A 12,666-nucleotide genomic window follows, 5' to 3' on the forward strand; every position below is an offset into this window, starting at 1 on the left:
GTTTCAGGTGTGTTAGTTTGTCCTGTTCGGCCAGTGCCTTTCGACATAACCTTTATGTGGTGATGTTCCCGGAGAATTCAACCCCGCTTACCTTTCCCTAGCGCTGGGTCAACTCCCTGATCAACTGGGCAAGGCGCTGGCGCTGCTCGCCATCCAGCTTTTTTCCTGCCCGCTCCTGATCAATCAGCGCTGCATATTCCTGCTCCGGCGAACGCTTGCGCTGTGCCTGCTGCAAGTGCTCAATAATACCTTCCACTTCCGCTTTACGCGCTTCACGGGGTATCAATAGCTCCTGCTGTGCCAGCGAGGTCAACCACTGCCCCTGGGCGCTGCCCTGAAAGTGCGCCAACACGACCTGCGGGCTACGAAAGCGGCCGGCCCGCAAGAGCACAATCAGTTCCCTGCACAGACTGCCTTCTTCATTATCCGGCAACCATTCCAGCGATTCATCGACGACATCCACCAGCGTCGGCTCATGCAGCAATAGCTGAATCACCCGTTCAATGGATGACAGGACGCCTCGCCGCCGTGCACCTGACAAGGGCGCAGCTGACGTTTTTCCTGGCTCACTTTCAGGTGTAGCACTGGAGGCTGGCTGGCTCGCCGCAGGTAAACGACGCGCTTCCTGTTGCTGAAGCAAGGCGTTCAGCTGAGCTTCTTTTAGCCCACTACGCCGCGACAACTCTTCAAACAGCAGGGAGCGCAACATGCCTTCAGGCACCTTACTCAGCGCTACCAATACCTGACTGGCAAAACGCTCGCGCCCTTCAACGGCATTCAAATCACGTCCTTGGGCGGCCTGTTCAAACAGAAACTCTGACAGCGGCATGGCGCAGGTCACGCGATCCTTGAAGGCCTGTGCACCTTCGCGACGCACCAGATCATCCGGGTCGTCGCCTTCCGGCAGAAACAGAAACCGCGCCTCACGCCCATCAATCATCTGCGGCATCACCGTTTCCAGTGCACGGCTGGCCGCCTGGCGTCCGGCTCGGTCACCGTCAAAACAGAACACCACCCGGCTAACCATGCGAAACAGCCGCCGCAGATGATCTTCCGTTGTTGCCGTTCCCAGAGTCGCCACCGCATTGCGAATACCGAACTGGGCCAGCGCCACCACGTCCATATAGCCTTCCACCAGCACCAACTGTTCCAGCTTTTCCGGCGCCTGACGGGCCTCATAAAGGCCGTATAGCTCGCGCCCCTTGTGAAAGACCGGCGTTTCCGGCGAGTTCAGATACTTGGGTTTGGCATCGCCCAACACCCGGCCGCCAAAGGCAATGGTACGACCGCGCAGATCACGGATCGGAAACATCACCCGGTCGCGAAAGCGGTCATAGGTGCGCCCTGAATCCTCGTGATGAATCAGCAGACCGTACTCAATCTGCACAGCCTCACTGACACCCCGTTCGGACAAATGCTTCTTGAGCGCATCCCACCCCGCTGGAGCGTAGCCCACGCCATAGGTTTTCACCACATCTGGCGATAAACCGCGCTGACCCAGGTAGGCCTGAGCGGCCTGACCTTCCTGCATGGCCATCCGCTCCCGATAGAAGCGCGCCGCCAGCTCCAGCAGGTTGACGCCCTGATCACGTTTTTTCTCACGCTCCCTGGCTCTGGGGTCATCAACGCCTTCCCGCGGCACCTCCAGCCCAAGCCGCCCGGCCAATTGCTCAACCGCTTCTGGAAAGGGCAGCTTGTCGTACTCCATGAGAAAGCGCAGCGCACTGCCATGAGCACCACAGCCAAAACAATGATAGAACTGTTTGTCAGCGCTAACCGTAAAAGACGGTGACTTTTCCTGATGGAAAGGGCAAAGGCCAGAATAGTTACGTCCGGACTTTTTAAGCTGCACACGTTCGCCCACCACTTCGACCACGTCGACGCGGCTCAACAAATCATCGATAAAGCGCTGAGGAATCTGGCCTGCCATAGAAACGCGGATACTCGCTGGGTCGACGCACAGCTTCCGGGAAACTGGCCTGTTCAGCTGTCTGGGTAACACCCACCGTCATTATCTGTCTATCATGAAGGCGTTAACCAGACATCTGTCAAAACGAAAACAAGCGGCCACCACAGTGGTAGCCGCTTGGCATCCTTCTAGAAGAACTTTCTGAAAAGAAAGCGCTTCCGGTACGGATCAATAGAGACGTTCGAAACGCTTACGCTCACGCTGAAGCTTCTTCGCGTGACGCTTCACGGCAGCTGCCGCTTTGCGCTTACGTTCAGCAGTCGGCTTTTCGTAGTTCTCACGACGACGGACTTCAGAGAGAACACCGGCTTTTTCGCAAGAACGCTTGAAACGACGCAAGGCGACGTCAAACGGCTCGTTATCACGTACTTTTACAGAAGGCATTAAGCACTCACCTACCTTAAGGAGTCTTGAGTTCGGATAGCCCGTACGATAGCCAGACTGGCAATGCACATTGATTACCCTACCTAGCCTATACGGACCTGTATTTACAGCGCACAATAGTTTAGTGGTGAATCCAACGCTTTGCAAACAATCCCCACCCGAAAGCCTGACCGCCCGCATACAAAAACCTGCTCAGCTGGTATTATAGCGGCCATTTCAGGGCAAGCCGCCATCGCGTTTATGTCTGGTTTTCATGCCCTTATCTCTCATTTTATCCCGATAATGTCAGGAAACTCCCATGCGTGTACTCGGCATCGAAACATCCTGTGATGAAACCGGCGTGGCCATTTACGACACCGCCTATAGCGGTGGCAAAGGCTTGTTGGCCGACGCCCTCTATAGCCAGATGGACATGCACGCCGAGTATGGCGGCGTGGTGCCGGAACTGGCCTCCCGGGATCACACCCGTAAGCTTTTACCGCTGGTGGAAGAAGTACTGGCTGAGGCCAAACTAACCCGCCGGGAGCTTGACGGCATTGCCTACACCGCAGGGCCTGGCCTGGTGGGGGCGCTGATGGTCGGCGCGGCCACGGCTCACGGCATGGCCCGCGCGCTGGATATTCCCGTGCTGGGCGTTCATCACATGGAGGGCCACCTTCTCGCCCCCATGCTGGAAGACGACGCCCCCGCGTTTCCGTTTGTTGCCCTGCTGGTCTCCGGGGGCCACACCCAGCTAGTTAGTGTGGAAGGCATTGGCCGCTACCAGCTGCTGGGGGAATCCGTGGATGACGCCGCTGGCGAAGCCTTTGACAAGGCCGCCAAGATGCTCGGCCTGCCCTACCCCGGCGGCCCCCATGTCGCCAGACTCGCCGAACAGGGCGACCCCAAACGCATGCGCTTCCCGCGCCCGATGACCGACCGGCCTGGGCTTGATTTCAGCTTTTCCGGGCTGAAAACCCACACCCTGACCGCCATCCGCGACCTGCAATCAAAAGGTGCCCTGGATGAGCAGGCCCGCGCTGATGTGGCCCGCGCCTTTGAGGAAGCCGTGGCCGATACCCTGGTCATCAAATGCCGCCGTGCGCTGGACCAGACCGGCCTGAAGCGCATCGTCATGGCTGGCGGGGTCAGCGCCAACACCCGACTGCGCGAACGCCTGGCCGTGGAATGTGAAAAACGCAACGCCAAGGCCTACTACCCCCGTGGGCGCTTTTGCACCGACAACGGCGCCATGATTGCCTACGTCGGCGCGCAACGCCTGGCCGCCGGCGAACGCGATGCCCCTGGGCAAATGCAGGCCACCCCCCGCTGGCCGCTTGATCAGCTGCGTGAGCCCAGCACTCAGACTTCCTGAAAACGACGTCTGCGCGGCGTTTTCCGACCTGGGTGGCTGTTGTTTAATCAGTGGCTCAAGTACAATTCTGGCTCACTGCAGGGGGGAGTTTATGGACTGTATTTTTATTGAAGCGCTCAAGGTCGATACCATCATTGGCGTATATGACTGGGAGCGTACCCTTCATCAGTCATTGAGCCTGGATCTGGAAATGTCCACGGATATCCGCCCGGCAGCGGCCAATGACGATGTCAGCCTGACCCTGGATTACGCGGCCATTTCCCAGCGCATCCAGCACTTTGCCGACGAGCATCAGTTCGCCCTGATTGAAACCTTTGCCGAACAGCTGCTCGACACCCTGCGCCATGAATTTCCGATCGGCCGTGTCAAACTAACGGTACGCAAGCCGGGAGCCGTGGCGGCGGCGCAAAGTGTCGGGCTGACCATCATCCGCGGTGAGGCCTGACGATGGCATTGATTACCCTGAGCCTGGGCAGCAATATCGCCCCCATCGAGCATATCCGCCTGTGCCTGGATGCGCTGCATGACACCTTCGGCGGTCTGCAGGTATCCCGAGTGTTTGAAAGTGAACCGGTAGGTTTCAAGGATACCCGCAACTTTTACAATCTGGTGGTCGCTTTAAACAGCGACTGGTCACCGGGTGAGCTTCAGGCCTGGGCCAAAGCGCTGGAAACCCGCCACGGACGACGCCCGGACACCCCCAAGTTCAGCCCCCGCGCCCTGGATATTGACCTGCTGACGGTAGGCAGCCTGCACGGAACGGTGGATGGCATTCTACTGCCCAGAGCAGAAGTGACCCATAACGCCTTTGTGCTTCAGCCTCTGGCGGAACTGCTGCCCGAACAGCGCCATCCGAACTGTGGCACGCCTTACGCCGAGCTATGGGCGCAATTTGATCTGGGTGAGCAGCGCCTGTGGGCGGTAGACTTTACCTGGCAAGGTCAGCTGATCTCTCAGGCTGACCGGCCCCTTGCCTACGCAGCAGCCCGCTAAGCTTACCCAGTCACCCGCTAGACGCCTGCATCAGCCAGACAGTCGGCAATCGCTTGCTGGCGTTGGGTTTCCAGCGCTCGACCAATCTGAGCGCCTTTAAGCCCCTGCTCTACCAGCGCTTTGGGGTTGATGGCAGCGGCGTCTTTCCAGGCCTGACGCAGCACCGTCGCCAAACGCTCCGATGCCAGCTGCATCACCAGCGCCAGCTGGCCTTCCACCTGTTCAGGCTTGCGCCAGGCATCCAGCTGGTTTAGCCAGGCCAGCACCGACTCTGCAGTGGGAGAAGATGGCTGCCAACAACCCAGGTACCTCTGGGTCAGCGCCACCTGAGCGGCTAGCCGGGCCACTGCCTTGGGCAGTTTGAGCCGTTCGGCCAAAGCGTCACGCTGCTGATCCGTCAAACCCGACACCAGCCGCGCATAGCGCCAATGGGCCAGACTAGCATTCGTATCCACCCCGTCCGTTTCTGGCACTGTTGCCATGGCAGCTAGCCCTTGTGCCAGAGGGTCACCATCAAGCTCAGGCCACCAGACAGGCAGGGCCTTGCACTGTTCAAGAGCCTCGAAATACGCCTGCGGTGACGGCTCGCCCAGCGCTTTCTCGGTTTCCACCCAGACGCGCTCCGCCGCCAGGTGAGTTAGCTCACCGCTTTCGCTAACGCTTGTCATCAGCTCAAGCGTCGGTGCGGCAATCTGAAAACCACGGCTTGCATAGCGGGCCAGAAAACGCGCGGTGCGCAGCACTCGCAATGGGTCTTCACTGAACGCTGCCGAGACATGGCGTAACTGGCGGGCTACCAGACCCTGCTGGCCATTGAAGGGGTCAAAAATCTGGCCGTCAGAGGCTTCAGCCATGGCATTGATCGTCAGGTCGCGGCGACCCAGATCCTCTTCCAGGGTCACCTTCGGGCTGGCATGTACTTCAAAACCACTATAGCCGTGGCCGGACTTGCGCTCTGTTCGCGCCAGGGCGTATTCCTCTGCCGTATCCGGATGCAGAAAGACCGGGAAATCCCGCCCGACCGGCTTGAACCCACGGCGCTGCATTTCCTCAGGCGTCGTGCCGACCACCACCCAGTCGTTGTCATACACTGGCCAGCCTAGCAGCGCATCGCGCACCGCGCCGCCCACTCGATAAACCTCCAGCCCGGCCAGGCGCTTGTCGCAACGAAACCCCTTCATGGCCGGACAACATTATGGTTGGCCACAGCGATACGTTCACCGCTTTCCAGGTTCAATGCCGTCAGGCTGCCCCCCCAGGCGCAGCCGGTGTCCAGCGCATCCACCTGGATACGTGCGCCAGGAGTACGCCCTTCCAGCGCTGCCCAGTGGCCAAACAGCAGGTGGGCGTTGTCCTCACGGGGGTACTGGAACCAGGGGGCATAGCCTTCCGGTGCGCTGTCCAGGCCCTGCTTGGCAGCAAAATCCAGATACCCCTGGGGTGAGATAAAGCGCATTCGGGTAAACACATTAACAATGCAGCGCAGGCGATCCATGCCTTCCAGATCATCCTGCCAGCGGTCAGGCTGATCGCCAAACAGCTCAGCCAGAAAGGCGCCTGAATGCTCACTGCGTAGCGCCGTTTGCACTTCCTTACCTAGCATCTCAGCCTGGGCAAGTGACCACTGCGGCAGAATACCGGCATGGGCCATCAGGGTCGCGTCTTTTCTGACGCTTAGCGATTGCTGCTGCAGCCAGTCCAGCAGTGGCTCACGGTCCGGAGCATCGAGAATTGCCTCCAGAGTATCCTTTTTGCGCAGCTTGCCGTTGCCGCGCGCTACCACCAGCAAGTGAAAATCATGATTGCCCAGCACACAGCTGACAGCACTCCCCAGTCGGCGCGCTTCACGCAGGCATTCCAGCGAACCCGGGCCGCGATTGACCAGATCCCCCACCAGCCACAGGCGGTCATGCGCCGGGTTGAAGGCAAGCTTGTCCAGCAAGGCGACAAACTCAGCATGACAGCCGTGAAGATCGCCGATCACATAAGTGCTCATCATGACTCCTTGTTGCTAGGGGTGTGAGTTGCTAGGGGTGTGAAAGGGCGCGATGGAGAATCAGTGAATCGCCAGCGGCGTTGCCAGCCGAAAGGGAGCGATTTCAACATCAAAAGAACGCTGGGTAGACGTATCCAGCAGGGTGTAGGCGCCTTCCATGGTACCGACTGGTGTCTGCAGAATCGCCCGGCTGGTGTAGCGAAAGCGCTGCCCCGGGCCAATCAGGGGCTGCTGGCCAACCACGCCCTTGCCACGTACTTCCTGATGCTCACCGCTACCCTGGGTGATCTTCCAATAGCGCGCCAGTAGCTGCACGCTGTGCGGGCTCTTATTATCCAGGGTGACACGGTAACTGAACACATAGCGCCCCTGGGCAGCATTCGATTCTTCCGCCAGGTAGTGGCTCACTACAGAGACATGGATATCAAGTACGCTCACGACTCACCGCCTTGGGCCACATCATCACACGCCACCCGGTTGGCAATCCGCACATATTCCTCGACGCTCAAGGTCTGCGGACGGCGCCCTGGGTCGATGCCAATATCCTCCAGAGTGTCGGCGCTGACCCGGCCCTTGAAGTTGTTACGCAGCGTTTTACGCCGCTGGCCAAAGGCCATCTTGACCAGCGCAAACAGCAGTTCGGTATCGTCCGCGGGATGAGGGATTTGCGCATGCGGTGTCAGGCGGACAATCGCAGAATCCACCTTGGGGCGCGGCACAAAGGCTTCCGGCGGGACGATAAACAGCTGCTCGACCTGACAGTAGTATTGCGCCATGACTGAAAGCCGCCCCCAGTCCGGGCCACCCGGCTCGGCGGCCAGGCGCTCAACCACTTCCTTTTGCAGCATGAAGTGCATATCTGCCACGGCGTTTTCCGCCTGCAGTAAATGCACAATCAGGGGCGTGGAGATGTTGTAGGGCAGGTTGCCCACCACCCGCAGCGCCGGGCCGTCGCCTTTCAGGGCAGCAAAATCAAACGCCAGGGCATCGCCTTCATGGATCTCGAACTGCGGGTAGTTGAAAAATTTCACTCGCAGGCCGGGAATCAGGTCGCGATCCAGCTCGATCACCTCAAGCTTGCCGGTCGCTTCCAGCAATGGCTCGGTAAGCGCACCCTGGCCAGGGCCGATTTCTACCAGGCGGTCCTGGTCACGCGGGCCAATTGCCCGGATGATGCGCCCGATAATACCGGGGTCGCGTAGAAAGTTCTGGCCAAAACGTTTGCGCGCGCGGTGCTGCGGGACTTGAGACATTAAACAGGGTTCCAGAGGTTGATCATGTTAAAGCGAAGCCGGGAGCATTTTAGCGTCAGGAAGGTGGCGATGCATGTCGGCTGGCTGACTGGGTATCCGCCAGCTGGCGGGCCAGACGAATGGCCACTTTCAGGCTATCCGGTGATGCTGTGCCCTGCCCAGCCAGATCAAGCGCCGTACCGTGATCCACTGAGGTACGCACCATCGGCAGGCCCAGGGTGATATTGGCCGCATTGCCAAAGCCTGCATATTTCAGCACGGCCAGACCCTGATCATGATACATGGCCAGTACCGCATCGACCTCAGCCAGGTGGCGCGGGGTAAACAGCGTATCGGCCGGAAAGGGCCCGCGCACATCCAGCCCTTCTGCCTGGAGTGCCGCCAGGGTGGGAATAATGATATCCAGCTCTTCGAGGCCTAGGTGGCCGTCCTCACCGGCATGGGGGTTCAGGCCACACACCGCGATTCTGGGCGCCGCAATACCGAACTGGCGGGTCAAGTCGGCAGCCAGAATGCGGCTGACCCGGCGGATGCGTTCGGCGCTGATGGCATCGGCCACCGCTCGCAGCGGTAAGTGAGTGGTCACCAGCGCTACCCGCAGACTGCCATCATGTTGCCAATCGCTAGCGCGGGTATGCAGGGCATCATCCGTGGCCAGCAGCATTACCACTTCTTCCACCTCACAGGCATCGCGCAACCATTCGGTGTGGCCAGTGAAGTCCGTATACCCCCCCTCAATGATCACCCCCTTATGCAGCGGTGCGGTGGTCATGGCTGCTGCATGGCCGTTACGGCAGGCGTCTACGGCCATCTGCAGGGTATCTATCACATAACCGGCATTGGCGGCGTCCAGCACCCCAGGCTGGCAAGGTGCTCTCAGGGTACAGTGCCAGACGGCCAATACGCGATCGCCTTCAGGCACTGGGTCTCCAGGCTGGCAGACTATCAGCGTGACGGCTAACCCTAGCGCGTCAGCCCGAGCGGCGAGTAAATCGCGATCACCAATCACCACGCAGTTACTCGGCAGCTGGTTATAGGCCGCCAGCATCAGCACCAGTTCAGGGCCGATGCCTGCTGGCTCACCGCTGGTAACCGCGACGGGTAGCGCTGTTGAAGGCGCTGTTTGATCAACCATCAGAGCCGCTTTTCCACAAATGCCTGTTCACGAATCTCACGCTTCCAGGTATCCACTTCCTGGTTGGCACGGCGCTGGAAAATCGCCTGACGAACCTGTTCACGCACGTTTTCATTACTGGCTGACGAGCGCCGACGATCCAGCACTTCAATAATGTGGTAGCCAAACTGCGAACGCACCGGGGAGGAGACCTGGCCCACTTCCAGTTCGTTCATGGCGTTATCAAACTCGGGCACTGTCTGCCCAGGGCTTAACCAGCCAAGATCACCGCCATTGACCGCGCTCCCCTGATCGTCGCTCATTTCACGCGCCACAGTGGCAAAGGATTCGCCCTGCTCCAGGCGTGTCATGGCCTGCTCGACAAAGGCCTGTGCCTGGGATTCACTGCGCCCGGAACCCACCCCGACCAGAATATGACGCGCCCGGGTCTCGGCCAGATTGACATCGCCCCCCTGCTCTTCAAGGAAGCGTTCGACATCACGGTTGCTGACCGATACTCGCTGCCCGACCTGGCGCTGCTGTACCTGGCGAGTGAGCATCTCCCGGCGGATTTCCTCGCGCACCTGGGCAAGGCTGGTGCCATCTGCTTCCAGTCGGTCGGCAAACGCCTGCAGCGTCATGCCATTGGATTCAGCAATGTTGCGCACCTGGCGGTTAAGATCGGTGTCATCAATACTCAGATTGGCATTGCGGGCCATTTGCAGCTGAATTTCTTCCAGCACCATCTGCTCCAGCACCTGCTGCTCTAGCTGACTGCTGCTGGGGGCGTCTTCACCCTGAGCGCTGATCTGGCTGATCACCTGATCCAGGCGCCTGTCCAGATCACTGCGCATGATGGCACCGTCGTTCACCACCGCCACAACGCGATCAAGCATTTGGCGTTCACCGCCTGAAAACGACTGGGCCGTCACGCTGGAGGACACCATCAGGGTGCCCGCCCCCACCAGCAGCGATAATGCACTGCCCCAGGCAAGGTGTGTCGCCTGGCGCAGCAGGCGCTTGCCACGCGGGCTGTTCAAAGAATGAGTGGATGTTGGCGTATTAGCATTGTGGATCATTTAAACGGTCTCTTTCTTGAGTCCTGAACGGTTAAAGCGCCGAGGGGCGATAGCCAGGAATGGTGCGTTCGAAGTAGCTGTCAGCGTCTTGCCCGACGCCGCCCAGGCCGTGAAGTACAAAGCGCAGGAACAGGCCACGGTCGTTAAAGTCATCGGCAACCCGTGCCGTGTCGTTATCATCTACCCAGTTTCGCCAGACCAGTTGCAGGCCATAGCAGCAGTCATTCCACTGTACGCCGGCGAGCTTTTCCAGCGCCCGGTCATTGGTCTGGTCGTGCAGGTAGCGGCCAATCAGGTCAAGGCCGGGGCTGGCCTTCCATGCAAAAGAGATATCCCACTCTTCGCGATTGTAGGCACGGAAATTATCGTCCACCGGGTCCAGCGCCGGGTCGAAGCCTTCAATTTCCCAGCGGTAGCCCAGGTTTACTACATGGCCACGGGAATGCCGGTATGCAATATCGACGCCTGTGCGCTCAGTGAGTTCACGTTGATCATCATAAAGCCATTCGGCGGATGTGCTCCAGCGTGGATTAATCTGCCATTCAAGCCGGGATACCAGGGGTGAGCGGTCTCGGGTGGCTTGATAAAAGCGCTCGGGGTTAACATCGGGATTAACGTCTGCCTGCTGTGGCAACGACTGATCATCGCCATCAATACCCACACGCCGGTCAGAAAAATACAGGCTCTGGCCAACGCCGACGCTCAAGTGCTCCTGGCTGTTGCTATCCTCGATCAGGCGGGATTCAAACCCTAGCGACAGACGATTAAGATCCCCCACCCGGTCGCTGCCGGAAAAGCGCTTGGGCGACCAAAGCTGATCCCACGAAAATGCCCGCTCACGGCTGTCAAACTCCGGCAAATCGACCTGATCCGTTCGCGGCACAAAAGCATAGTTGACGCGCGGCTCCAAAGTCTGACGGTAATCACGCCCGCCGAGGACCAATTCACGCTCAAAATTCAAACCGGCATCAACCGAGGTGATTGCCACGCTGCGGTCAGGCGATGTATCCCGGCTGGTCTGGCGATTGCCGTAATCCAACGCATAGGCGGTGTGCCAAAGCTCAGCGCGGGGTGCCAGATAACCCCAGGGCTTTTCATAGCGCCAGCCCAAGGCAGGAGCCAAGTGCACCCGGCTGCCATTGGCTGCTTCACGAACCGGCACCTGACGCTGATCCACATCCCGCCAGAAGTAGGTGGCATTACTGTTCCACTCTGCATACAGGCCATCATCTCGGATCCAGCTAGCCGCTGCGGTCAGGCTAGGCAGGCGGTAGAAGGGTTTGTCGCTGTCGCTAAGCGGGTCATCCAGGCGTTGATAGCCTTGCATGCGAGCATCCAGCCGCCAGCGTTCGCCCTGGTAATCCACCTGGGCCAGGCGCTCCATGCCGGAACGCTCGCTGGAGCCGAAGTTATCACTAAAATCGTTAAAATAGCGCCCATCGCTGGCCCCACCATAGCGTAGCTGATAGGCACTGGCGGCATTGATACGCCCGGCGTGCTGAACATCCAGGTACCAGCGATCCTGCCCTTTATAGCGGTTGGCATCGCCCCCGGAGCCACCGTCATCGCTGTTCAGCCAGGCGCCTTCCAGAGTGCCGCTACCGTAGTGCTCGGTCAGGTAGCGGTATTGGCCACCCAGCAGCAGCCCACGATCGCTCAGCCAGCGTGGGGTAATGGTGGCATCCTGATTGGGCGCGATATTCCAGTAAAACGGCTGGGTATAATCCAGTTGCTCACTGGAAAAACTGACCGATGGCGATAGCAGACCCGTCTGACGACGGTCATCAATCGGGAAACGTAGCCAGGGCCAGTAGAACACCGGCACCCCCTTGACCTCCAGCCGCGCATGGCGGGCAACCCCAAACCCTTCCGCCTGGTTGAGGCGGATATCGCTGCTGACCAGCTGCCAGCTATCCTGTCCGGGTTCACAAGTGGTAAAGCTGGCATCCCTCAGGCGATACAATTGTTCACCTAATTGTTCCAACCGGCGGGCTTCACCGCGCACGCGCTGTTCATACAGAACATACTCGCTGTTTTCAATTGAGCCGCGGTCCTGCTCAAGGTACAAGGTGGCCTCTTCCCCGCGCAGCAGCGCCTTGCCATCGCGCAACTCGAAATCCCCCTGAGCATCAACCCGTTCGCGATTGGCAGGTACAAAAAGCCTTTCTGCCTGCAGCTCCCTGTCACCCTGGCGCAGTACAACGTCTCCTCGTAGCATGGCTTCGCCATCGGCGGCATAGTCGGAAGCATTCGTTTCAATCCCGATTTCACGCAAGTCGCTACCTGCGGACAGCCGGTAACCGGGCATGACATAACGCCCACGGCATACCTGGCGACGCGCTTCTTCCTCCGCCCAGGGTTGCCAGTCAAGGCGTGCGCCCTCTGCCGACTGGGCAACCGCTGTCGTTGCAGTGACAGCCAACAGGCCGCTTGCAAGCGTCATTGGTATAGCGCGCAAAATTCGCTGGCCCATAATCATTATCCTTGGCATCGAGAATCGGTATTATACAGCTAGCATAATGCC

The 12,666-nt window shown here is 59.3% G+C and carries 12 protein-coding genes; 3 read left to right on the forward strand and 9 right to left on the reverse strand.

Translation table 11 applies throughout. From position 1 onward, the window contains the following. Positions 1–97: 97 nt before the first annotated feature. Together dnaG and rpsU are read right to left on the reverse strand one after the other, a co-directional pair. Entirely contained in the window at positions 98–1,930 is a 1,833-nt protein-coding gene (gene dnaG / locus OR573_12655) for a DNA primase (protein ID XGA79338.1), read from the reverse strand. A gap of 207 nt (positions 1,931–2,137) precedes the next feature. Beyond that, positions 2,138–2,353, reverse strand: a complete 216-nt coding sequence (rpsU, locus tag OR573_12660) for a 30S ribosomal protein S21 (protein ID XGA79339.1) — start codon at positions 2,351–2,353, stop codon at positions 2,138–2,140. Positions 2,354–2,651: 298 nt separating this feature from the next. Between rpsU and tsaD the strand changes: the two genes are divergently transcribed. From tsaD to folK, 3 genes are all read left to right on the forward strand, one after another. Further along, complete coding sequence (gene tsaD / locus OR573_12665) at positions 2,652–3,707, forward strand: tRNA (adenosine(37)-N6)-threonylcarbamoyltransferase complex transferase subunit TsaD (GenBank protein ID XGA79340.1); 1,056 nt, start codon at positions 2,652–2,654, stop codon at positions 3,705–3,707. A gap of 91 nt (positions 3,708–3,798) precedes the next feature. Continuing rightward, positions 3,799–4,152 (forward strand): dihydroneopterin aldolase, encoded by a 354-nt coding sequence (gene folB / locus OR573_12670; protein ID XGA79341.1) that lies wholly within the window; start codon positions 3,799–3,801, stop codon positions 4,150–4,152. A 2-nt stretch (positions 4,153–4,154) separates the two neighbouring features. Beyond that, complete coding sequence (folK, locus tag OR573_12675; GenBank protein XGA79342.1) at positions 4,155–4,700, forward strand: 2-amino-4-hydroxy-6-hydroxymethyldihydropteridine diphosphokinase; 546 nt, start codon at positions 4,155–4,157, stop codon at positions 4,698–4,700. A gap of 17 nt (positions 4,701–4,717) precedes the next feature. On the opposite strand, the gene OR573_12680 is transcribed toward folK, so the two are convergent. Genes OR573_12680 through OR573_12710 form a run of 7 tightly spaced genes read right to left on the reverse strand, consistent with a single transcriptional unit; the run spans position 4,718 to position 12,615 of the window. Further along, on the reverse strand, positions 4,718–5,881 hold the full coding sequence (locus tag OR573_12680) for a polynucleotide adenylyltransferase (GenBank protein XGA79343.1): 1,164 nt from the start codon (positions 5,879–5,881) through the stop codon (positions 4,718–4,720). Further along, positions 5,878–6,696 carry a symmetrical bis(5'-nucleosyl)-tetraphosphatase gene (locus tag OR573_12685; protein ID XGA79344.1) on the reverse strand — a complete coding sequence of 273 codons (819 nt, stop codon included), beginning with the start codon at positions 6,694–6,696 and terminating at the stop codon, positions 5,878–5,880. The genes OR573_12680 and OR573_12685 overlap by 4 nt, the downstream gene beginning before the upstream one ends. A 60-nt stretch (positions 6,697–6,756) precedes the next feature. Continuing rightward, positions 6,757–7,134 (reverse strand): Co2+/Mg2+ efflux protein ApaG, encoded by a 378-nt coding sequence (gene apaG / locus OR573_12690; protein ID XGA79345.1) that lies wholly within the window; start codon positions 7,132–7,134, stop codon positions 6,757–6,759. After that, positions 7,131–7,949: a 16S rRNA (adenine(1518)-N(6)/adenine(1519)-N(6))-dimethyltransferase RsmA gene (gene rsmA, locus OR573_12695; GenBank protein ID XGA79346.1), complete on the reverse strand. Its 819-nt coding sequence runs from the start codon at positions 7,947–7,949 to the stop codon at positions 7,131–7,133. The genes apaG and rsmA overlap by 4 nt, the downstream gene beginning before the upstream one ends. A gap of 55 nt (positions 7,950–8,004) precedes the next feature. Continuing rightward, on the reverse strand, positions 8,005–9,084 hold the full coding sequence (gene pdxA / locus OR573_12700; GenBank protein ID XGA79347.1) for a 4-hydroxythreonine-4-phosphate dehydrogenase PdxA: 1,080 nt from the start codon (positions 9,082–9,084) through the stop codon (positions 8,005–8,007). After that, a complete protein-coding gene (locus tag OR573_12705; protein XGA79348.1) occupies positions 9,084–10,142 on the reverse strand; it encodes a peptidylprolyl isomerase in 1,059 nt (352 codons plus the stop codon). Before OR573_12705 ends, pdxA begins: the two co-directional genes overlap by 1 nt. A 31-nt stretch (positions 10,143–10,173) precedes the next feature. After that, the gene (locus OR573_12710) at positions 10,174–12,615 is read right to left on the reverse strand and encodes an LPS-assembly protein LptD (protein XGA79349.1); all 2,442 of its coding nucleotides are present in this window, start codon (positions 12,613–12,615) and stop codon (positions 10,174–10,176) included. Positions 12,616–12,666: the final 51 nt, after the last annotated feature.

This window comes from Halomonas sp. CH40, assembly GCA_041875495.1.
GTDB lineage: Bacteria > Pseudomonadota > Gammaproteobacteria > Pseudomonadales > Halomonadaceae > Vreelandella.

Excerpts from the sequence above, each read along its gene's own strand:
- dnaG (XGA79338.1), bottom strand. The coding sequence starts at position 1,930 with ATGGCAGGCCAGATTCCTCAGCGCTTTATCGATGATTTGTTGAGCCGC.
- rpsU (XGA79339.1), bottom strand. The coding sequence starts at position 2,353 with ATGCCTTCTGTAAAAGTACGTGATAACGAGCCGTTTGACGTCGCCTTG.
- tsaD (XGA79340.1), top strand. The coding sequence starts at position 2,652 with ATGCGTGTACTCGGCATCGAAACATCCTGTGATGAAACCGGCGTGGCC.
- folB (XGA79341.1), top strand. The coding sequence starts at position 3,799 with ATGGACTGTATTTTTATTGAAGCGCTCAAGGTCGATACCATCATTGGC.
- folK (XGA79342.1), top strand. The coding sequence starts at position 4,155 with ATGGCATTGATTACCCTGAGCCTGGGCAGCAATATCGCCCCCATCGAG.
- OR573_12680 (XGA79343.1), bottom strand. The coding sequence starts at position 5,881 with ATGAAGGGGTTTCGTTGCGACAAGCGCCTGGCCGGGCTGGAGGTTTAT.
- OR573_12685 (XGA79344.1), bottom strand. The coding sequence starts at position 6,696 with ATGAGCACTTATGTGATCGGCGATCTTCACGGCTGTCATGCTGAGTTT.
- rsmA (XGA79346.1), bottom strand. The coding sequence starts at position 7,949 with ATGTCTCAAGTCCCGCAGCACCGCGCGCGCAAACGTTTTGGCCAGAAC.
- pdxA (XGA79347.1), bottom strand. The coding sequence starts at position 9,084 with ATGGTTGATCAAACAGCGCCTTCAACAGCGCTACCCGTCGCGGTTACC.
- OR573_12705 (XGA79348.1), bottom strand. The coding sequence starts at position 10,142 with ATGATCCACAATGCTAATACGCCAACATCCACTCATTCTTTGAACAGC.
- OR573_12710 (XGA79349.1), bottom strand. The coding sequence starts at position 12,615 with ATGGGCCAGCGAATTTTGCGCGCTATACCAATGACGCTTGCAAGCGGC.